General features: G+C 54.5%; 16 protein-coding genes and 1 pseudogene. 10 read left to right on the forward strand and 7 right to left on the reverse strand.

The window, feature by feature from the left end; translation table 11 throughout:
* The first annotated feature begins 222 nt into the window (after positions 1 to 222).
* On the forward strand, positions 223 to 1,944 hold the full coding sequence (locus tag F3J41_RS06350) for a hypothetical protein (RefSeq protein WP_166710311.1): 1,722 nt from the start codon (positions 223 to 225) through the stop codon (positions 1,942 to 1,944).
* Between the two features lie 738 nt (positions 1,945 to 2,682).
* On the opposite strand, the gene F3J41_RS06355 is transcribed toward F3J41_RS06350, so the two are convergent.
* A complete protein-coding gene (locus F3J41_RS06355; protein ID WP_166710313.1) occupies positions 2,683 to 3,144 on the reverse strand; it encodes a hypothetical protein in 462 nt (153 codons plus the stop codon).
* Between the two features lie 194 nt (positions 3,145 to 3,338).
* Positions 3,339 to 4,415, reverse strand: coding sequence for a LacI family DNA-binding transcriptional regulator (locus F3J41_RS06360; protein WP_166710315.1), 1,077 nt, complete (start codon positions 4,413 to 4,415; stop codon positions 3,339 to 3,341).
* A 195-nt stretch (positions 4,416 to 4,610) separates the two neighbouring features.
* Here F3J41_RS06360 and F3J41_RS06365 point away from each other — a divergent pair, with 195 nt between their 5' ends.
* The 7 genes from F3J41_RS06365 to F3J41_RS06395 all read left to right on the forward strand — a co-directional run bounded on the left by F3J41_RS06365 (position 4,611) and on the right by F3J41_RS06395 (position 12,375).
* Positions 4,611 to 5,432 (forward strand): ABC transporter substrate-binding protein, encoded by an 822-nt coding sequence (locus F3J41_RS06365; RefSeq protein WP_058781468.1) that lies wholly within the window; start codon positions 4,611 to 4,613, stop codon positions 5,430 to 5,432.
* 73 nt (positions 5,433 to 5,505) lie between these two features.
* Positions 5,506 to 6,312: an amino acid ABC transporter permease gene (locus tag F3J41_RS06370; RefSeq protein ID WP_021509434.1), complete on the forward strand. Its 807-nt coding sequence runs from the start codon at positions 5,506 to 5,508 to the stop codon at positions 6,310 to 6,312.
* A gap of 1 nt (position 6,313) precedes the next feature.
* Positions 6,314 to 7,060 carry an amino acid ABC transporter ATP-binding protein gene (locus F3J41_RS06375; RefSeq protein ID WP_021509433.1) on the forward strand — a complete coding sequence of 249 codons (747 nt, stop codon included), beginning with the start codon at positions 6,314 to 6,316 and terminating at the stop codon, positions 7,058 to 7,060.
* On the forward strand, positions 7,060 to 8,133 hold the full coding sequence (locus F3J41_RS06380) for a Gfo/Idh/MocA family oxidoreductase (protein WP_166710317.1): 1,074 nt from the start codon (positions 7,060 to 7,062) through the stop codon (positions 8,131 to 8,133). The genes F3J41_RS06375 and F3J41_RS06380 overlap by 1 nt, the downstream gene beginning before the upstream one ends.
* 33 nt (positions 8,134 to 8,166) lie before the next feature.
* Positions 8,167 to 9,285: an FAD-binding oxidoreductase gene (locus F3J41_RS06385; RefSeq protein ID WP_058776330.1), complete on the forward strand. Its 1,119-nt coding sequence runs from the start codon at positions 8,167 to 8,169 to the stop codon at positions 9,283 to 9,285.
* Positions 9,286 to 9,556: 271 nt separating this feature from the next.
* Entirely contained in the window at positions 9,557 to 10,567 is a 1,011-nt protein-coding gene (locus tag F3J41_RS06390; RefSeq protein WP_104187303.1) for a GlxA family transcriptional regulator, read from the forward strand.
* 158 nt (positions 10,568 to 10,725) lie between these two features.
* Positions 10,726 to 12,375: a methyl-accepting chemotaxis protein gene (locus tag F3J41_RS06395; protein ID WP_166710794.1), complete on the forward strand. Its 1,650-nt coding sequence runs from the start codon at positions 10,726 to 10,728 to the stop codon at positions 12,373 to 12,375.
* Between the two features lie 91 nt (positions 12,376 to 12,466).
* Here F3J41_RS06395 and alsS read toward each other — a convergent pair whose 3' ends face one another.
* Together alsS and budA are read right to left on the reverse strand one after the other, a co-directional pair.
* Entirely contained in the window at positions 12,467 to 14,146 is a 1,680-nt protein-coding gene (gene alsS / locus F3J41_RS06400) for an acetolactate synthase AlsS (protein ID WP_104093265.1), read from the reverse strand.
* 14 nt (positions 14,147 to 14,160) lie between these two features.
* Positions 14,161 to 14,943, reverse strand: a complete 783-nt coding sequence (gene budA / locus F3J41_RS06405) for an acetolactate decarboxylase (RefSeq protein ID WP_104093266.1) — start codon at positions 14,941 to 14,943, stop codon at positions 14,161 to 14,163.
* A 104-nt stretch (positions 14,944 to 15,047) separates the two neighbouring features.
* On the opposite strand from budA, the gene F3J41_RS06410 reads away from it, so the two are divergent.
* A complete protein-coding gene (locus F3J41_RS06410) occupies positions 15,048 to 15,929 on the forward strand; it encodes a LysR family transcriptional regulator (protein ID WP_104187304.1) in 882 nt (293 codons plus the stop codon).
* A 499-nt stretch (positions 15,930 to 16,428) separates the two neighbouring features.
* Complete coding sequence (locus F3J41_RS06415; protein ID WP_166710319.1) at positions 16,429 to 18,210, forward strand: sensor domain-containing phosphodiesterase; 1,782 nt, start codon at positions 16,429 to 16,431, stop codon at positions 18,208 to 18,210.
* 118 nt (positions 18,211 to 18,328) lie between these two features.
* Here the strand turns inward: F3J41_RS06415 and F3J41_RS06420 are convergent.
* From F3J41_RS06420 to malT, 3 genes and pseudogenes are all read right to left on the reverse strand, one after another.
* Positions 18,329 to 18,614 (reverse strand): annotated as a pseudogene (locus tag F3J41_RS06420) (type II toxin-antitoxin system RelE/ParE family toxin).
* Complete coding sequence (gene relB / locus F3J41_RS06425) at positions 18,614 to 18,853, reverse strand: type II toxin-antitoxin system antitoxin RelB (RefSeq protein WP_058759167.1); 240 nt, start codon at positions 18,851 to 18,853, stop codon at positions 18,614 to 18,616. Before relB ends, F3J41_RS06420 begins: the two are co-directional and overlap by 1 nt.
* 126 nt (positions 18,854 to 18,979) lie before the next feature.
* Complete coding sequence (gene malT / locus F3J41_RS06430) at positions 18,980 to 21,682, reverse strand: HTH-type transcriptional regulator MalT (protein WP_166710321.1); 2,703 nt, start codon at positions 21,680 to 21,682, stop codon at positions 18,980 to 18,982.
* Positions 21,683 to 21,857: the final 175 nt, after the last annotated feature.

The following is a 21,857-nucleotide window of genomic DNA, read 5'->3' on the forward strand; positions in this document are numbered from 1 at the left end:
TCGGGTCAAAGTGCGCATAATCATGATTATGTTAAATTTTGTTGTTATTAAAACAGCCAAATTTAACGTTTGCACTACCTCGTTATAAAAGCGTACATCACCCCTATTCGTTTATCACGCTGATAAATATATAGTTATTTTAGTAAGATTCTTCCCCTCTTTTTGTTAAGATAACAATTCTTTAGTCTATATGTATAATTAAATTTTAAGATGAGGTTTTTTATGGATGAAATATTTGAATCAAGACCTTTTAAGACTCGCAATGCAGATGAATATGATCTCAATACACTATTAAATCTTTTCGTTAACCCTCTAACAGGCCTATCTACACCATTCGATTATGAGAACTCTATAATTAAAGGCAGAATGGGTTCTGGTAAAACAATGTATCTTCGGGCTAACCAAGCTTTCTATCTGTCCTCATTATTACCCGCATTAGTAGAGGGGGAAAGTGAAATCATTCTACCTATAATGATTAAGCTTAATGATTTTCAGCACATAGAAGAGCCAGAGGAAATTTACAGGCAAGTTGTCATAAAGATAGTGGAAGAGCTCGCATCGATACATTCTCATTTTGAGGGTGTGAGAAACCTTGCCGATATTCATGGTAATTTAAAATTAATACCTCGTGCTTTGATAGCTAAGCATAAGAATGCTGAAGTTATGCTTAGACTAGCTGCGTTAAGTAGTGATGAGTATCTTCAAAAAGTAAGTTCAGATAAACAAGGGAAAGCCGGTATTAAAGTTAGTTTTGTTGAAGCATCTGCAGATTGGAAAGTAAATCACCACGAAGAGTTCAAAAAGAAACCTAATCCAGGCATCAAGGATATTGAGGAATGCTATAAGTTTCTTCTTAAAGATACTGATGGTAAAATACTTTTGCTGATTGATGAAGCAGGTGCATTAGATAAGGGTTTTTTCAAAAGCGATCAGAACAAAACAGGTCTTTTCGAAATACTAATGAATCAATTTAGAACGGCATCCTTTATAAGAACTAAAGTGGCTGTCTATCCCAATTCCTACTCGGATATGCTTAATGAAACACGTTATGGTGATGTCGTTATGCTAGAAAATAGCATAATTGAAGAGCAGGACTATAAAAGGTTAAGAAAGAAATCTATAGATATTATAAACAACTACATTAATCCAAAAGATGATGAAGATATCGGTTTTAAAGCGCATGATGTTTTTGACATAAATAAATCTGGGATTTATGGTGACGCTTTAGAACATATCCTTTATGCATCACATGGAAACATGCGAAGATTGATTCATTTATTAGATATGAGCATGGATGTTGCCTATAGCGAATGTGATTCTGCAAAAAAAGTTGAAAAAAATAACGTTACGGAAGCTTTAAAAAAGCATGCTTCTCATAATGAAAGTGGATTAAATGCCCAAGAGAAAGAGTTCTTAGATGACTTAGTTAATGTTTGTCGAAGTCGATCGGCCTATAAATTTTCTTTCCCAAATGTTCCTTTGTATAAGTATACTAGCCGCTCTAAAGAATACAATATCATTAACATTGACGAAGCAGGCTCTGGACGTAAAGCTACAATATACTCATTCGACTTTTCTTTTTGTGTTTTAAAAGATATCCCTACCCATCGAATGAATGATGATGAAAGGGTTTATAAAGAGAGATCGGGCGATCTAGGACGATGGTCCTCTCGGAAAGCCATTATGTCCCAAGAATTAATAAAGCAGGCTTCATTGCCCGGAAAAATTGAAGGTGTAGTAAAATGGTTTGATGTTGAAAATCGCAGAGGGTTTATTAAAGCCAGTAACCTAAATGATAATGAATCCGAATGTTTTTTCCGCTGTGATGATATAATAGAAGACGATAGAAATAAAACAATTCATATAGGAACTAAGTTAAGGTTTTATCCCCTTGAACTTGATGAAAATGGCACTTTTGCACATATGATTGAAGTGCTTGAATAAATATTAGAGTTGTTTTTATGTGATGCATATTCTCTAAGTGGGGTATGCATCACATTGACTTGTATCTGTCTAGGCAGTTGTATATTTTTAATTATCACCTTATCTAGTTAAAGATGGATCAAAGTGTTTTTTTCTATTTTTCCCGGCTTTACTGCATCTGTTTAATTTGATGTTAATTTTGTATGGTGTTCTTTATCGATTCTTTATTTATAGCTCTTAACTTTTTTATCTTGACTTATTTTTTGTCGTGTGTCTCTTAAATGATTTTATGTATTTTCTTCCTCAGAATGAATCAATCAATACCATTTATATCAAACAAGATATTTTATTTATGAGCATCTAATTTTCTCATATAACCTTCGAGTTTATGATTAATAATTAATTTAAAGTATTATTGTATATCAATCATCTCGTAATTTATAGTTCTAAGGATTACAGTAACCAGCCTATTGTATAACTTAATTATAGTAACGGATCTATCAGCCGATATCCTACACATAATTGCCTTGCAAAATGACTGTATAGTCAAAAGAGTTAAGTTCATATAACAGGATTTAAATGAAGCTTGAGATCCGCCAAAGGATCCCGGTAGTTTGCTTATCTTTGCCCTGCTGGATTCACAGCCCAGCCTGCCTTAAATACAAAAAAGCTCGTCGTCCTCGCACTGAGGCTGCATTACGGGCTGGCTCCAACAAAGATTTATGAGGTGACAATTGCGGTCATATTCTTAATCGTTATTTAATGGCTAATGAATATTATTAACCATGTCATATACGCAAATCTTGATAGCCAAAGAAAAATCGCACCAAAAGACAGGTCTGATTTTGTCAGGAAAACCCTGATAAAGAAAAATGGCTTTTTATCTTCAATTAACCCCTGGTAAAAATACTTCCCATAGAGTGCGAAAAGAAGAAATGACATTCCTCCAGACAAATTAGATATTAAAGATAAATCATCAAACCCTCTTCGATATTCAGCTATCGCCGCCGCCACATATCCAAGAACAAGAAAAATCAATGCACTGTTTGATAAAGCATCACGTTTAAAAAACATATAATTGAAATAAAGAAAAGAATCCTTACCTACCTTAGCGCCGCCAAGATTTTTATAAACAAAAATAAAAAAACAGACTCCCAACAGCAACAACAAAAATAGCAACATGAAGGATGATGCATTAAGAACATTATCATTTGAAATCATAATGGTATTTTTTCCTTAGTAGAGTCACCTTCAGATCTATTTTTTCATCATGAGAAGTAGTGGTGTAACCAGTAAAACCAATGCTTCACTGGTGCGTAAGAAAGGACAAAACTGCGCCGTTTTCTGTAGGGGCGCCATTCATGGCGACCAAAAAAGCAGGGAGAAATTCCACAAGCCTGCCGCGGCACATTGTATCACCGGGCCGACGGATTTTCCCCCACTGAGCCGCGCACCACCATCCAGCTGTCAAACGCGGGTAAGGCGCCAGCGGATTGCTGGCGGATGTGGCAAATCAACCGGCGCGCGGCTTCGCGCCCCATTTCATACACCGGCTGAGCGACCACGGTCAGCGGCGGTGACATCAGCTCGGTCCAGGGAAAATCGTCGTACATCACAAAAGAGATATCTTCGGGTACGCGCAGGCCGCGTTTGGCCAGACCGCGCAGGATGCCCATCGCAATCAGGTTATCGGAGGCAATCAGCGCGCTGGGTGGTTCGGCGAGCGCCAGGAGTTCAGTCAGGATCTGCTCAATGATGGCTTCGCTGAGTGCATTAAGCCGAATCAGCGCCGGATCCAGTTCCTTACCTGCGGCCCGGTAGGCATCAATCATTCCACTAACACGTTGCGCCACCGGCGTGGGGCCCAGCGTGATTGCCGGCGAATACGGTGCAGCGCTGCGCATGCTGGAGAGATAAGCAATACGCTGATGTCCGGCCGCCAGTAACAGCTCCGTCGCCTGTTTGGCCACTGCGACAAAGTTCGCCTGGATGGTCTCCACCTCCATCCCCTGCACTGCCCGGTCGAACATCATTAATGAACGCCCTTCTGCCAGCACCTGGCGAAGATGTTCATTATCCTCAAACAATGAGCTGCACGGCGCAACGATGATGCCATCGATGCGCTTATCCAGCATCACGCGCACGGCTTCCCGCTCCTCGTCCAGCGTTTCATCGCTGTTGCTCAACAGCAGGTGAAAGCCCGCCTGGCGCGCGACGTCGGCCATGCCGCGCAGCGCGAGGCCAAAGTGCGGGTTTTCAATGTCGCCGACAATCACCCCGATGGTATTGGAGCGGCCGGTGTTCATGCTGCGCGCCAGCTCGTTCGGTCGGTATCCCAGCGCTTCAGCAGCCTGATTCACCCGCGTCTGCACGTCTTCACTGACGGAACCATATCCGCCCAGCGCGCGTGCCGCCTGAGCTTTGGAAACATTGGCGGCGCGGGCGACGTCGGCAACGGTCGGACCGCGGGAACGAGCATTTTCATTGGTCATAATTATTTCGAATCACAAGTTGATAACAACATAATTGACGCTGCTGATAGCGTGTGCTTAATATCAGTATATCCGAATGAGACCGGTCTCACAACCAGAGCCGGTTTCATTTTGCTCCGCGTTGAGACCGGTCTCAATAACAATAAACCGGCTTGGCGAACTCTGAAGTTTCACCTGCACAGACGGAAGAGCCTTATGACATCGCACAAACGTTTCAATCAACTGACCGCCGCCCTGTTCGGCACGGCAATGCTGGTTTCCGCCAGCTGGAGCGCCCACGCCGCCAGCGACAGTAATCCCTGGGGTTTGATCGAACCCGGTCACCTCCGCGTTGCCAGCCTCGGCGACGCGAAGCCCTACACCTTCACCGATAAAAACGGCAACTTCACCGGCTTTGACGTCGAATTCTTCAAAAATGTGGCGCATCGCATGGGCATCGATCAGGTGGATTTTATCGGTCAGGACTTCTCCGCCATTCTACCGGCGGTAGCAAATGGCCAGTATGATGCCGGCGTCGCCGCCATTGGCATCACGCCGCTGCGCGAAAAAACCGTCGATTTCTCCACCGGCTATCTTGCGGGCTATCTGACGGTGCTGACCCGCAGCGATTCCGGAGTGAAAAACGTTGAAACCCTGGCGCATAAACGGCTCGGAGTGATTCAGGGCACGCTGCAGGAGAACTATGCGCTGCAGCACTTCAAACAGACCGATCTGGTGCGTTTCCCCGATAACAACGCGGCGGTGTCCGCGCTGAATAACGGCACGCTGGATGCTATGTTCCTCGACTACGAAGCCGCCAAAGATTATGCCACCCGCTTTAAGCTGGTCACGGCGGCGAACATCCCTTCATTTGACGCGCCTGCGGGTGTCGCCATCGCCAAAGGCAAGCCCGAGTTCAAAGCAGCGCTGGATAAAGCCATCAAAGCGGCGATGCAGGATGGGACCTGGAAACAGCTGTACCAGAAGTGGTTCCCGGGTTCGCCAATGCCGCAACAGTATCTGCCCGGCGGCCAATAACCCTGCGCATCGTTATGCGTGAGACTGCATCCGGTGACGGCGCATGTCCGTCACCCGCAACCGAGAATCGGCTATGGATCTGATCACTATTCTTTCCCGTACGTTTTTTGATATTCCATCGATGATGGACGTCCTGCCACAACTGCTGGCAACCGGACTGGTCAACACCATCATTATCTCCGTGGCGGCCACCGTGCTGGGCACGTTATTCGGCCTGATACTGGCGCTGATGGGCATCTCGCCCTCGCGCTGGCTGCGCGTGCCCGCGCGGCTGTATACCGATCTGTTTCGCGGCTTGCCTTCCATCCTCACCATTCTGTTGATTGGTCAGGGCCTGGCGCGTTTCAGCTATCAGCTATTTGGTCCGACGCCGTATCCGCTCGGCATTTTTGCCCTGAGCCTGATTGCCAGCGCTTACATGGGCGAGATTTTCCGCTCCGGTATCCAGAGCGTGGAACAGGGGCAGATGGAAGCCTGCCGGGCGCTGGGAATGAGCTATGGCCGGGCGATGCGCCTGGTGATCATTCCGCAGGGCATCCGCCGCGTGTTGCCTGCGATAGTCAATCAGTTCATCGCCATCATCAAAGACTCGTCGCTGGTTTATCTGCTGGGCCTGATGACCGGTCAGCGTGAGCTGTTCCGCGTCGGCCAGGATGCCGCCGTGCTAAGCGGCAACCTGTCACCCCTGATGCTGGCCGGGCTGTTCTATCTGGTGATCACCGTGCCGCTCACCCACGCCGTGAACTACATCGACGTCCGCTACCGTACCGGACGTCGCCGTGCCACCGCGCCACAAAGCGGCCTGAAGGAGCTCGATGAAGTGCAACAAAAGCGCAACGTGGTTCCGGCGGTCTCACTTACCAGCGAGCGAGGACATTAATATGGCCATGCCATCTGCATTTCACGGCGCCAGCCTCGAGCTGCGCAATCTGACGCTGGCGTACGGCCCGATTGAGGTGCTGCGCAATGTGTCGCTGAGCATCGAACCGGGCACCACCACCTGCATCATCGGTCCCTCGGGATCGGGAAAATCCACCTTACTGCGCGGCATCAATCGCCTGCATGAGCCGAAGAACGGCGATGTCTTACTGGCCGGGCGTTCTGTCCTGAAGGACAAGCCCGATGCGCTGCGGCTGAGAATTGGCATGGTGTTTCAGCATTTCAATCTGTTTCCCGATCACAGCGCGCTGGAAAACGTGGCGCTGGCACCGTGGAAAGTGAAAGGCCGCCCGAAAGCCGAAGCGCTGGAGATTGCCCGTCAGCGGCTGGCCGAAGTGGGCCTTGCTCAGCGAGCCGATCACCGTCCGCGCGATCTCTCCGGTGGCCAGCAGCAGCGCGTGGCAATAGCGCGCGCGCTGGCGATGGAGCCGGAAGTGATGCTGTTCGATGAAGCCACCTCGGCACTCGATCCTGAGCTGGTGAAAGGCGTTCTGACGCTAATGGCCGATTTGTGCCAGCGCGGCATGACCATGGTAGTCGTGACCCATGAGATGGGCTTCGCCCGGCGCGTGGCCGATCAGGTGGTGTTTATGGATGAAGGCGAAATCGTGGAAGCCGGCACGCCGGAACAAATCTTTGACCGTCCGCAATCCGCGCGCCTGCAGCGTTTTCTGTCGGAGGTACTGTGATGACGCATCTTCAGGTTAGCGGCCCAGTCCGCACGGCGCTGGTGGGATTTGGCGTCGCCGGCAGCGTGTTTCATGCACCGCTGCTTGCACATAACGACGACTATCGTCTCGACGTTATCGTCACTGGCGATGCCCAACGCGTAGCGACCGCGCAGCAACGTTACCCCCAGGCGCGCGTGCTGCCGGACTGGCCCGCGCTGCTCAAGTCCATTGATGGCGGCGAGATCGGCATCGATCTCATCGTGCTGGCCACGCCACCGGCGCAACACGCGGAGCAGGCTATACAGGCCAGCCAGCGTGCGATCCATCTGGTGGTGGATAAACCGTTCGCACCAGACGTGCAGGCGGCAGAAATGATGATCGCCGCCGCGCAGCAGGCCAATACCTTGCTCACCGTGTTTCACAACCGACGCTGGGACGGCGACTTTCTGACGTTGCAGCGCCTGGTGCACCAGGAAGCCTTCGGCACCGTAAGGAGTTTTGAGTCGCGTTTCGAGTGGTGGCGACCGCAGGGATTCGGCAACTGGCGTGACAGCGTCACGCTGGCGCAGGGCGGTGGTTTGCTGCTGGATCTCGGCAGCCATCTGATTGATCAGGCCATCCAGCTCTTTGGCCCGGTCGCCCATGCCACGGCAGAGCTGGCGCGCCATTCCGGCCCGCAATCGGACAGCGACGAGGACTGTTTTGTCTCATTGCTGCACCACAACGGCGTGCGCTCGCGGTTGTGGATGAATGGCCAGGCGGCACTGAATGCGCCGCGCTTTCACCTGCTGGGCAGCAAAGGCGCTTTCACCCACTGGGGGCTGGACAATCAGGAGCCGCAGCTGGCGGCTGGCATGTCGCCCGGCGATAGCCAGTACGGCGTGACGCCGGCAGAAAACGTTGCCCGGGCCGGCACGGTCGGGGCAACCACAACGGTGCCGATTGAACGTGGCGACTACCCCGCTTTCTATCAGCTGTTAGCCCACGCGCTGTTACATGGTGGGCCGCCGCCGGTTGATGCGCGTGAAGCGCTCGGCGTTTTACAGCTTATTGAGCAGCTCCATCAGCAGCATCGCGTACGTATTGCCTGAAGGGCGAACATTTTTTAACAGAAGGAATGAATGATGTCTGACAAAACCGTGGCAAAAACCGTTATCGTGCTGGGTGGCGGCATCCTCGGCGTCTCAACCGCCTGGCAGCTGGCGCAGGCGGGCGCGCAGGTCACGCTGGTGACGGAAGCGGCACTCTGCTCCGGCGCCACCGGCCGATCCCTCTCCTGGCTCAACTCCGCGGGCGAGCGTTCGCAGCCTTACCATGCGCTGCGCATGGCGGGCATTGACCGCTATCGCACGCTGTTTGCCCGTCATCCGCAGCTCGACTGGCTGCGCTTCGACGGCGCGATTTACTGGGCCGCAGACGATGAAGCGGGCACCAAAGCGCGTCATCACTATGAAAAAGCGCAGGGCTACGACTCAAAGCTGATCAATCGCGCCACGGTCGGTGATGTCGATGCGCAGGTGAATCCGGCCAGTCTGAGTCAGGTGGCGATTGCCAACCCCGGTGAAGGCTGGGTCAGCCTGCCGCATCTGGTTGAGCATCTGGTTCAGGCATTGCGCGCGCTGGGCGGAGAGATCGTTGAGCACGCCGGTAAAGCCAGCGTGATCACCAAAGACGGCCGGGCCAGCGGCATTCGCAGCGAAAAACGCGGTGAGCTGCTGGCCGATCGCGTACTGGTAGCGTGTGGCCCGTGGACGCCGGAAGTGGTTGCCCCGCTCGGCGTGCACATCCCCAACGGTTCTCCGGTCTCTATGCTGGTGACCAGCCAGCCCGGCGATCACCGGCTGCAGGTGGTAATGAATACGCCGCGCGCGGCGGTCCGGCCTAATCCCGGCAACACCATCGCCGTCGATCATGACTGGTATGAAGAGCACATCGTCGCGCAGGCCGACGGGCAGTACAGCATTGATACCGCAGTCATTAACCAGCTGATGGCGGAAGCAGGTAACCTGATCGCTGACGGCGCGCCGCTGAAAGCCAGCAGCTGGAAAATCGGTCTCAAACCGATTCCTGGCGATGGCGAACCGGTGGTCGGTGAGCTGCAGCAGGTTCCCGGCTGTTTTGTTGTCTTCACCCATTCCGGCGCCACGCTGGCATTGATCCTCGGTGAGATACTGACGCAGGAGATACTCACCGGCGTTAAACACCCGATGCTGGCGACCTTCCGCCCGGAAAGATTCAGCTAACGTCACGACCAGCGCCACGATGATGGTGGCGCTGGCTACACGCCCTGTTGTCTGTCACACACCTCTCGTTTGCCCGATCCCATCGCTTCATCCACGCGCCCTTTTCGCTTCCCTGCTGGACTGATATCCGCTTATTGCCGGTTTCTTTTCCGATGACAACCGCAAGGGCCAGATAAACTAAGAGTCCGCTATTGAGGCCACAAAGCTTCAGCGGCGGAAAATGTCACATTTTTCACGCAAATCACGACAATCTGAACACAGGAAACCCCTTATGCGTATCGCCATACTCGCCCTGGAAGGCAGCGTACTGTCCGCCGTTGCCGGAATGACCGACCTTTTCTGGATAACCAACAAAGCGATTGCCTCTTCCCCCGTGCACGCCGCACGCTTTCCCGATAAAGCTTTTGAAACGCTGATTGTCAGCGCCAACGGTGACCCGGTGTGGGATACGGAAGGCCGCCTGATTCACATCGACAGCTCATTTCAGGGGACTGGTGCGGTTGATGTGGTGATTGCGCCCGGCATGTTGCTGGGGCCCGACCTGCAACCGATTAACCTCGACAGTATCCGTCAGGCTGCCGGCTGGTTTAACAAACTCTATCAGCAGGGTGTCTGGGTTGCTGCTGCTGGCACCGGTGGCGTGATCCTTGGCGAGGCGGGTTTGCTGAATAACCGTTCCTTTACCACCACCTGGTGGGTCAGCCATATGCTGCAGGCGCGCTATCCGCAGGCGCGACTGGCGAAAGGCAAAACGCTGGAGGAAGACGAGCGCGTCATTACCAGCGGTGGCTGTTTTTCATGGATATCGCTGGCCCTGTATATCATTGAAAAAAACGCCGGCAAGGCGGTGGCGGATCTCACCCGGGAGATGTCGCTGGCCGATAACCCTGTGCTGCACACCCACCTTCCCGGCTCGCCGGGTGCGGGGAAAAGCAGCACGCCGTTTCTGGTGCGGGCGCAGGAGATCATCCGCCTGGAAAATCCCGCCATCAATGCCGCGCAACTGGCAGCCGCACTCAACGTTACCGGGCGCACCCTGCAGCGCAGAATGAAAGCCCTGTCGCAGGAGACGCCAAAAGAGTTTATTACCCGCATCCGCATTGAACTGGCCTGTACCATTCTGGCCAGCACCGACGTCAGCGTGCGTCAGACCGCCTTGCAGTGCGGTTACAGCGAAGATACCGCCTTTCGTAAAGCCTTCCATCAGGTGATGGCGATGACGCCGGCCCAGTATCGTGAGTGGATAGCCCACCGTAAGAAGCAGTTAATTAGCGCAAAATAATACGTCACGCATTTTGAAAGTTATTTAATTACTTCAAAATTAATGATCCTGAAAAGTTAATTTATTCATAATTTTTGAAATAACCTTTTGTGAGGTCCTGCCGATGTACGGTGGGTTGTCGCTTTATTCCTTTTAACTTTTTACCAGGTAACAATATGATGAATATTACTCAAAGACTTACCCTGGCTTTCATTTTACTCTCAGCTTCACTGGTGGTGACGGGCATTATTTCTGTGCGACTGTTAGGCGGTTTTCAGGAGCGCTTTGAATATGTTCAGGTCAATGCGATTCCCTCTATTCGCGATCTGTCCGAACTGATCGATCGCAGCAATAAACTGTCGCTCTCCCTGTATAAACATCAAAGCCAGACTGACAATGCGCGTATGCCGTCGGTCGAGAAAGAAATCGCTCAGCGCCTGGCCGACATTAAAACGCTGGCAGAATATTATTTAGCCAATGATATCTCCAGCGACGAAGATAAGCAGATGACCATTAAAGGCCTGGCGACGCTGCGCGTGGTTGAATCACGGTTGCCGGCGTTTCTGGCTGCTTCGCATGCTCATCAGGATGACGTCACGCTCGGCATGCTGGAAGCCGAAAGCGGTATTGGCGGCGCCATCAGTCAGTTAAAAAATGATTATCGCCAGCAGATGGCGCTTAATTTGTCGCTGGGTGACGGCTTGCGCGTGGTGAACCAGGAGATCTATCACCGCACATTCTGGGGATTGAGTGCCGGGGTCACGCTGACACTGCTGTTACTGGGTACGCTCACCGCGTTAACCCTGATGCGCATTCGTCACAGCCTGAAAGCAATTGGGCAGGTGATGGATCACGTTGGCAGCAGCCTTGACCTGAGCGTCACCGCCGATGACAGCAAAAAAGACGAAGTCGGCAACATGGCCCGCGCCTTTAACCAGCTACTTGACCGGGTTGGCAGCGCGCTGGCGCAGGTCAGTACCGCTTCTCACGCTGTCAGTTCTGCGTCGGCACAAATCGCCGCCGGCAACGAAGATCTCTCCTCGCGGACGGAACAGCAGGCCGCCTCGCTGGAACAGACGGCGGCCAGTATGGCGGAACTGAGCGAAACCGTGCGTCAGACGGCCGACAATACCCGCCAGGCCAATCGTCTGGCCGGTAACGCGACAGAACTTTCAGACGCCAGCGCGGTGTCGCTGGGCAATATGCTCAGCACCATGGCGGAGATCCGCTCCAGCTCGAAAAAAATCACCGAAATTGTCACGCTGATCGAAGGCATTGCCTTCCAGACCAATATCCTGGCGCTTAACGCTGCTGTCGAAGCGGCACGCGCCGGTGAACACGGTAAGGGCTTTGCGGTCGTCGCGGGTGAAGTGCGCAACCTCTCACAGCGTTCGACCCAGGCGGCCAGAGAGATCAAACAGCTGATCGATACCTCTTACAGCCTGGTGGAATCGGGTGCGGTACAGGCCGAAGCAGTGGAAGAGAACATGGCCGGACTGAAAACCGCGTTCCGCCAGGTGAATGATTTAGTCAGCGAAATTGCGGCGGCTGCGGAAGAGCAAAACACCGGCATCTCGCAGGTGCACCTGGCGATCAATCAGATGGATGATGTGACGCAGCAGAATGCGGCGCTGGTAGAGGAGGCCTCTGCCGCATCGGCGTCATTGCAGGATCAGGCGCAAACCCTGTCCGGCCTGGTGAATCAGTTTTCACTGGCCGGGTCCGCGCGACCTGCTGAGCGCCCGAAAACGGTCTCCGCGCTGAAACGTCCGGCTGCTGTACCCGTGGCCGCCGGTCACGGAATGGACGCGGACTGGCAGAGCTTTTAACCCCATCCGGCCAGCCTGGCGCTAAATAGCGCATTATTCCGGACCGCCGTGACGTTGACGGCCGGTCCGGACTGACTCAGGTGACAGCCGATCAAAGCAGCTGGCTGAGGTGCAGCTGCCCCATCAGCAGCGGGTTATCGCTGTAATCTACCGGGATGGCCACCACGGCCGGTCCTTCCACCTCCATCGCCCGCCGCAACGTGGGTTCCAGCTCAGCTGCGCTGTTCACCGAAAATCCAGCGGCACCAAACGCCTGCGCGTAAGCTTTGAAATCCACCGGCCCGAAGTTCACACCGGAGACGCGCTGGTATTTCTTCTCTTCCTGAATCGCCACCATGTTATAGCCATTGTCGACCCAGATGATGTGCAGAATATTGGCCTTTAACCTGACGGCGGTTTCCAGCTCCATGCTGGATTGCAGAAAGCCGCCGTCGCCCGACACCGAAACCACTTTACGGGACGGATCGACCAGCCAGGCGCCAATCGCCCACGGCAGCGCCACGCCCATGGTTTGCTGCCCGTTGGAAATCATGATTTGCCGTGCCCGGAAGCTGTAGAGGTAACGGGCAATCCAGATATGAAAACTGCCCATGTCGACCGTCAGGCTGACGTCACTGTTAATGATGTCCTGCATCGCCCGCACGATACGCAGCGGATGCAGGGCGAACTGATCGAGGCTGGCACCCTGCATCGCCAGCAGCTGACGCTGTTGCTGACGATCCTGCAGAATGGTGGCGGCAGCGTCGCTGAGCTGCAGCGGCGACGTGATTTGCGCGGCGATTTTGCGTACTGTCCCGGCGATATCGCCCACCAGTTCAGCGTCGGGTTGGTAGTGGTTATCGGTCTCGGCGGGCAGCACGTCGATGTGCACCAGCAAGGCGTTGCTGCGGTTCCACATGGCCGGTTCATACTCGACCGGGCTGTAACCGATGGTGATAATCAAATCCGCCTGCTGGAGCAATCGGTCACCGGCCTGATTGTTAAACAGGCCAACCCGCCCGGCAAAGCGTGAGAAGTGATCCTGCCGCACCGCGCCCGCCGCCTGATAGGTGCTGGTCACCGGAATACGGCTTTTGGTTAACAATTCATGAATCGCCGCGCTGTTTTCCGGCTGGCTGGCCATCAGGCCCAGCAGGATCACCGGATTTTTCGCCCGCGCAATCTCGCGGCTTACGGCATTCACCAGCGCGTCTGGCGCAGCGCCCAGCGTGATGTGTCCTGAACGCTGTAACAGGCTGCCTGACACCGGCTGGTCAACAATGTCCTGCGGCAGACTGAGGAACGATGCGCCGCCGCGCCCGTTTTCGGCATGGCGAAACGCGTTCGATACGCACTCCGCGAGCGCCGAGGCATCAGTGACTTCGACGGCAAATTTGGTCACCGGGCGAAACATCGCCACCGTGTCCATGCTTTGATGCACCTGTTTGGCACTGTCAGAGCGCTTAACCGCCCCGCCGATCGCCACCACCGGATCGCCTTCGCTGGTGGCGGTGGCCATGCCGGTCACCAGGTTTGAGCAGCCGGGCCCGGAAGTCACCAGCGCTACGCCGGCGTGGCCGGTCAGGCGGCCCATTGCCGCGGCCATAAACGCCGCGTTAGCCTCATGACGCACCGGAATCAGCTGAATGGAAGAATCTACCAGCGAATCAAACACCTTGTCGATTTTGGCACCGGGAATGCCAAAAATATGGTTTACGCCCTGCGCTTCCAGCTGAGCGACAACCAGGTCTGCGCCACTGTTCCACAGCGTCTGGGTTTTAAGCTGTTTCATGATCACCTCTGCGATTAACTTTCGACGGAACGGATCGCGGCATCGAGATCCTGAGGATTGAGATCGGCCTGTAAAAACTCGCGATCCTGCGGCAGGTCGACCACCAGCTTGCTGATGGCACCAAACGTCAGCGTGCCCTGCTCCAGCACATAGTCGAGGATATGCCCGCCGCCCTGACGATCGTCGGTGATGAAGTGCTCGTGATAGCCGGCGACGTTAATACCCTGCATATATTGCGGCGTGCGGAATCCAATCAGCTCACCGTCACGCTGGCGAAAATCGAAGGTGGGCTGATTGCCCAGCACTTCCGGCATAGAGCGATACGGACGGCACTGGCAGGGCACGGTGCGCGTCTGCACTGAGGCAAAGCGACCGCTCAGGCGCAGCGCGCAGAAATGGTTATCGGAAGTTATGATGCGATCAATCACCTGATGGACGTCATCGCGCGTGGCGGTATGCGCAAAGCGGTGCTGATGTTCCGGTTTGAAGAAGGTCATCACGGCGAACGGGGTTTGTTGTTCAGGCCGTGCCGGGCTGGCGCTGCCATCGGCGCGCAGCTGATAAATCTGCCGGTCAAATGCCACCAGTTCACCATCCAGCTGATTGAACGTGCCGAGGCCAAAATCGCCCTTCTGCAACAGCTGCGCGACGGTGGTTGAACCGTCATAGACGCCGTTGAGCAGCGCACTCATCAGGGAGGTCTGATAGATAACCTTTTCTGGTGATTGCTGTCCCAGTTGAGTGACGGATGCCTTTAGCTGATCTTCGCATGAACAATCAGATACAAAGTTACACATTTGCTGCCTCACAATCAGATAGTTAAGCCGTGTTAATATCATGGTGGGCTACATGGCTCACAGAATCCAATAGTGAAAACTGCCAACTTCGAGACGTTTTTGATATGGAACTTCGCCACCTGCGTTATTTCGTTGCCGTTGCTGAAACGCAGCACTTTACCCGCGCCGCCGAGTTGCTGGGCATATCGCAGCCACCGCTCAGCCAGCAAATCCAGCGGCTGGAGCACGAGATCGGCACGCCGCTGCTGAAACGCCTGACGCGCGGCGTGGAACTGACCGATGCGGGCCGCGCGTTTCTGCCCGATGCGATAGCGATTGTGCAGCTGGCCGATATGGCGCTGGAAAAGGCGCGCGGCGTGGCGCGGGGCATGAGCGGCCAGATGTCACTGGGTTTTGCCAGCTCGGTGGCGTTTGGCGCGCCGGTGTTTGATCTGATTCGCGCCTTTAAAACGCGTTACCCGGCGATGGAGCTCATCACCCGGGAAGAGAACATGGCGCTGCTGATGCAGGACTTAGGGGAAGGTTTGCTGGATGCGGCGTTCATTCGTCTGCCGTGTGAAAGCAGTAAGGCGTTTAACCTGAAAGTGATCGCCACGGAGGAGATGAAAGTGGCGCTGCCGGCCAGCCATGCGCTCAGCCAGCAGCAGAGTGTTGCGCTGACGCAGCTGGCCGGAGAATCATTGATTATTTTCCCGCGCGAGGTGGCGCCCAGCCTGTACGAATTAATCGTCAGTGCCTGTCTGCGCGCCGGCTTTGCCGCAAGTCGCTTTCAGCAGGCACCGCAGATTACCTCCTCGCTCGGCATGGTGGGCGCAGGCTGCGGGATTGCGCTGGTGCCGGCTTCACTGTGCTGCGTCAATAATCCACAGCTGGTATTTCGTGACATTGAAAATAATACGCTGTTCACCGACATTGCCTTCGCCTGGCGGCGTAATCATCCGGCCAAAACGGTGTTACACCTGCTGAGTTTGATTAACGGGGAATAATTTGAGAGGGAAATCTGCTGTTTGCGGTGACAGTGCGGACTGAACAATACGTTTATATAACATTAGCCAGTATGATAAATATACCGACAGGTGCGTTTTTTATCAGGGTAATAATACGCAGCGATACTATTATTTTGCTCATTAATTATTAGAAAGCCAGCATTATTACCCGACTCATCCCTGCCAGAAATTAATAATGCCTTCATTCTCAGGAAGTAATGGCCTGCATGCTCTACTTAATTAGAGTTAGCAGAGAGGTCAGGTAACCTGTTATTGCCAGACTGATAAAAATAATACGATAAATTATCAGAATCGTCGCTGCTTAAAAATTTCGTTAAAGAAAATAAAAATGACAGATGCCGGTGTTAAGCCTACCATGAGAAAGACCATTATAATATTTACGCTTATTAACCACGCCAGCGGCAGGGTGTTGCAGGCCGCATACTGAACTTTTTGCTGTTAAATTTCGCACCGGAACCAGGCCGGCGCGGAGGAAATTATGCTGATGAATTTCAACGGTGACGACGATCGCCGCGCACGGGCATTGAAGGCGCTGCGCAGTCGCGACGAAAGCCGTGACGACGTATTACAAAACTTTGTCCGGCTGACCAGTCAGGCACTGGGTATTCCGGGTAGCTTTGTGTCCGTTCTGGATGATGAACATCAGCATATCTGCGCCGCCCACAATTTTGCGCTGGAGCACTCGTCCCGCGAGGATTCGCTGTGCCGCCACGCCGTGGACAGTGACGGCGCGGTAGTCATCTCCGACACCCTGCTGGATGCGCGTTTTGCCCGCCATCCGCTGATCATCGGTGCCCCTTTTATCCGCTTTTACGCCGGTGTGCCGCTCAGACATCGCGATGGCTATGTGCTGGGCACGCTGTGCGTCACGGACGTCGCGCCACACTCATTCAGCGCTGATCAGGTGAAGGTATTACAGCTGCTGGCCGATCTGGTGATGTCCTTCCTCGAAGCGTGGCACTGCGCCGGCTTCACCGATCCGGTCACGGCACTGCCTAACCGCCAGCGCCTGATTCGCGACCTGCAGCGGCTGGCCTCCATCGGGGACCGGACGCCGCAGCGGCTGATCCTGATCGACTGCATTGATATGCCGCGCGCCTACGAGCTGGCGCGCTCCATGGGCATGGGGCCGGTGGAAAGCCTGCTGAAGCACGTCACCACGTTACTGCCTTTGCGCCTGCAGCCCGGTGCGGACGACATCATTTATACCGTCGCCACCGGGCGTTTTGCGATTCTCACCATGGATAACAGCCCGCTGACCGCCGCATCGGTGGCGGAAAACCTGGCAGGGATCAGCGCGGATTTGGACGCGGGCATCTCTGTCGCCCTCACCTGCTTTACCGGCGAGGTCATTTTCATTCCAGCAGAACTCCGCGCACAGGAAGTGCTGCGCCGTGCGGTAAGTGCCCTGCATGAGGCGATTGGCAACCGGGTGCCTGCCATGAGCTTCAGCCTGGTAGCCGATCAGCGCCGCACTCAGGACTTTCTGCTGATGAACGATCTGGCTGCGGCACTGCAACAGGATCAGGGCCTGTGGCTGGCGTTCCAGCCGAAGATCTGCCTGAACAGTGGCCGGCCCGTTGGCCTGGAGGCACTGGTGCGCTGGCGGCATCCGCAGCGCGGCGAACTCGCTCCCGATCTGTTTATCCCGCTGGCGGAACAGACCGAGCTGCTCAGTGCCTTAACCAGCTGGGTGACCGACAAGGCGATCGCCAGGCTAAAACGCCTGCAGCACAGCCCTCTCCAGCTGCCGGTGACTATCAATATCAGCAGCCGCGACTTCTCTGATCCCGGCTTTGCCGATGCGCTGGAAACGAAGATGCTGCAGGCCCGCCTGCCGACCTCGCTGCTGGGCATTGAATGTCTGGAGACCGAGCAGATTATTAACAGTCCCGCCGCGCTACAGGGGCTGGAGATGCTCAAGCTGCGTGGGTTTGGCATCTCGCTGGATGACTTTGGCACCGGCTACAGCAATATCGGCTATCTGCGACGGATGCCGCTTGATGTGATCAAGCTTGATCGCGCGCTGATCAGCGAAATCGCCTCAGATACCGCGTCGCGGATTATCGCGCGCAGCATCATTACCATGCTGAAACAGCTGGATTACACCGTACTGGCTGAAGGCGTAGAGAATGTCGACACCGTTGCCGCGCTGGCGGAGTACGGCTGCGATCAGGCGCAGGGTTACTTTTATGCGCGCCCGCTGCCGGAAAGCGAGCTGGATGCGTGGCTGACGCGCCAGCTCGCGGCACAAAGCTGAGGTATGGTTCAGTGTACGCCGGGGAGCGTCTGGAGCAGATTCAGTGGCAATACGATGAGTCTGTTGGCTTAAAGCAGAATGATACTTTAAAGGTGAAACAGAAATACCCGGCTTAGTTTTAGAGAATGCGCTTCACGGCCTCGTTATAAACCTCCGCGCGTTCTCTTTTACCAACCGAAATCACGAAAACCACCACCTTCTCGTCTATCACCTGATAGACAAGGCGATAACCTGAAGACCTGAGCTTTATTTTGTAGCAGTCAGGCATACCGCGAAGCTTGTTCGCTTCAATACGGGGTGCCTCAAGTACTTCAGCCAGCTTTTTTTAATTGTTCACGTACCGTCGAGCCCAGCTTTCGCCATTCCTTTAGTGCCCGCTCGTCAAAATCCAGAAAATAGGCCATCAAAGGTCATCCAGCGTCACACGAACTGGCTTAGGATTGCGAAGCCGCTCTTTCACTATTTCGACCAGCTCAGCATCTTCGTCGCTCAGCAGTGTCTGTTTGAACGGCAAACGTTCATTTTCGGCGATATACTCAAGCATGAGACGAAGCGCTTCAGAGGGAGTCACCCCCATTTTTTCAAGCGCAGCGTAAGAACGTGCTTTGAGTTCATCATCAATACGCAGGTTGATGCTGCCCATGTCCTACACCTCTTGTACATACAAATGTCATTACAAGTATTTCACTCCCTCATGTATATATCAAGTCCTGCCCAGCGTTATACGCGCTCTGCAGGTAATGAGATTCACCGCAACACGACTTCTGCCTTAAACGTAGCCCATCAGTTTCAGCATTGACTGTGCCTGGTGCATCGCTTCGGCGCGATGGGTGACGCCCAGCTTCTGGTACAGATTACGGATATGGGTTTTGATGGTGGTTGCCGCGACGTCCAGCTCGCCGGCGATCTGATCGTTGCTGTAGCCGGAGTAGATCAACCCCAGCACCTGCCATTCGCGCTGGGTCAGCGGACTGGTGCGAATCAGCTCCGGCACATCCGGGTGGTTCAACAGCCGGCTGACGAAGCCCTCATCGAAATGGGCAAACTTGTGCCGGTGATACTTGTTGATCTCACTGAGAATGCGCCGGGCCCGATGCTGATCGAGTTCGCTCAGCGTATTGAGCTGAATTAACTGGCGCAGCTGCTGCGCCATCATTTCGCCCTCAATCACGAAGTGGCTGACGAAGCCGGTGCTGCGTGCCAGCTTCAGCGCTTCGATCAGCGCCTGCTGCGCCTCCGCTTTGCGCGCGGTTTGCCAGTAGATTTGATTTAGCAGCAGCAGGTTACGGTTTAAATCACTCATCAGCCGCAACGCATTCGCATTTTCATTCAGCTCATCGAGGATCACTTCGGCCTGGCTGAGATTGCCCAGCAGGATCTGCGCCCGCGCCACATTGCGCCACTGGCCCTGCAAAAAATGATTGTTGGCAAAGGCGGGTTTATCGGTATGGCGCATCCAGTGGCTGGCGCTCTGCGCATCGCCCGTCATCTGCCAGTAGATCAGCCGCACTTTGTCGGCGTTGGCAATCCAGTCGCTGTGCAGCACGCCGTTATTCATCAGGTTTTCCAGCCGGCTGAGATAGCTGCGTGCATTATCCAGATTGCCGCGTGCCAGCGAGCACTGAATCAATAGCCCAAGGCACTGGATTTGCTGCTGGGGCGGATAGCCTTTCAGGACTTTGATGCCCGCGCGCGCGGCGTGTTCGGCCTCATCCAGCCGGCCCCACGCCCACATCAGCTGCGCACGGATGCGCAGTAAAAACTCGTGCAGCGGGATGTTCGCCAGATGCTGTTCACTCACCAGCACAAACGCTTTTTCCTGAATCTCCCACGCTGACTGTAAAAATCCCTGCGCGAACAGGATTTCGCTCTGCTGAATCAAACTCCACAGCGCGTAGTGCCAGGCTTCATCGCGGCGCGCCATCTGTTCGGTTTGCCGCATCAGCGCCAGCGAGTTGGTCAGATCGCCTTTGCAATGCATCACTTCGCCGTGCACTGAAGTGGCCACAATGCGGCTGTAGCGACGCGTTTCCGGCAGCGTTTCCAGCGCCAGCCGTGCCAGCCGCTCTGCTTCGTCGGCGTTGCCGTGATTGATGGCCACCTGTGCGCGCACCGCATTGAATTCGCCCTGCAGCGCAGCGTCGATCTCGCAGTCGCAGCCTTCCTCAAAGCGCGCCAGCAGCCGGTTAACTTCGGAAAATCGATGCTGGCTCTGCATCAGCCACGCCTGCAGCAGCACCAGCTTCGGGCTGGCCAGCAGCGTGCGCCACGGCAGCGCATTCAGCGACTGCTCCAGCAGTGCCAGTTCGCTGCGGTTGAACAGCGTCCACGCATGCTGCAGCAGCACGTCACGCAGCATATCGGTATCGCCGGACGCCAGCGCATGATGAATCGCTTCGCCGGGAAAACCCTGCGCCATCCAGCTTTGCGCAGCCGCGCGGTGAATGGCCGGTAGCTCGCTGGCCAGCTCCCATTCGCAGCGCTGACGCAAAAAGCTGCCGAACAGCGGGTGATAGCTGAACCACTGTCCTGAATCATCCATGCGCTGAATAAACAGCCCCTGACGTTCAATTTCTTCCAGCCGCATGCGCCCGTTGTCTTCACCGGTCACGCAGGCGACCAGCGCATCATTCATCGACTGCAATAACGCGCTCTTCAGCAAAAAATGGCGCGTGGCGGCATCGACGTTATCCAGCACTTCCTCGACCAGATAATCGGAAAGGTGGCTGGCATTAATACCGGAGAGCCGGCGAGCGGAGTCCTGCGCCGATGCCGCGCCCTGACGGGTGGACAGTGCGATCAGCTGTAACGCGGTCGCCCAGCCTGCTACATCATCACACAGACGGTTGCTCTCATCCGGCGCGAGCGGCGCACTCAGGCGGCAGTCGAAGAACTGTTTCGCCTCCTGATGGGTGAAGGCCAGCTGCTGGCTGCCCAGCTCCAGCAGTTGTTCACGCACGCGCAGATTAGCAATACCCAACTGCGGCAGATTGCGGGACAGCACCACCAGCGTCAGGTTATCCGGCTGATGGCGCAGGAAAAAGCGCATCGCTTCATGCACGGCGGGATTAGTGATGTGATGATAATCATCGATGATCAGCCACAGCGGCTGCTGCCACGCGGCCAGCTCATTGAACAGCTGGGCGAACAGCGCATTGAGGTTCACGTACTGACGCTTTTGCGCCAGCGTCTCGCTGCGGCTGCATGCGCCGCGGGTAGCCTGCTGCAGCGCGGCGATCAGGTAATCGGCGAAGCGCTCCGGCTGATTGTCGCCCTCGTCTAATGAATACCAGCCCAGCTCGGTTTTATCAGCCGCCCACTGCGATACCAGCGTGGTTTTGCCGTAGCCCGCCGGGCTGGCAATCAGCACCAGCCGGTAATTCGCCGCTGCGCTGAGCTTTTGCAGCAGACGATCGCGGGTAACCGTGCTTTCAGGACGAACGGGACGACTCAGTTTTGAGGGTATCAACATGGGCGCACGCTTCTCCGTTAACGTTCAGCGCATCATTTTTTTACGCTTCGTAATTAATAGTCATACACGTTCGGAGATTCGGTTACTGAATGCAAGCGAACTGATTAGTTACGCTTTACAAAAGCGAGTGTTATCACACTCCTGCCGCGCTTTCAGATTTACCTCAGCCTCTCCA

Source organism: Pantoea sp. Ap-870 (assembly GCF_011752515.1).
Classification (GTDB): domain Bacteria; phylum Pseudomonadota; class Gammaproteobacteria; order Enterobacterales; family Enterobacteriaceae; genus Pantoea; species Pantoea dispersa.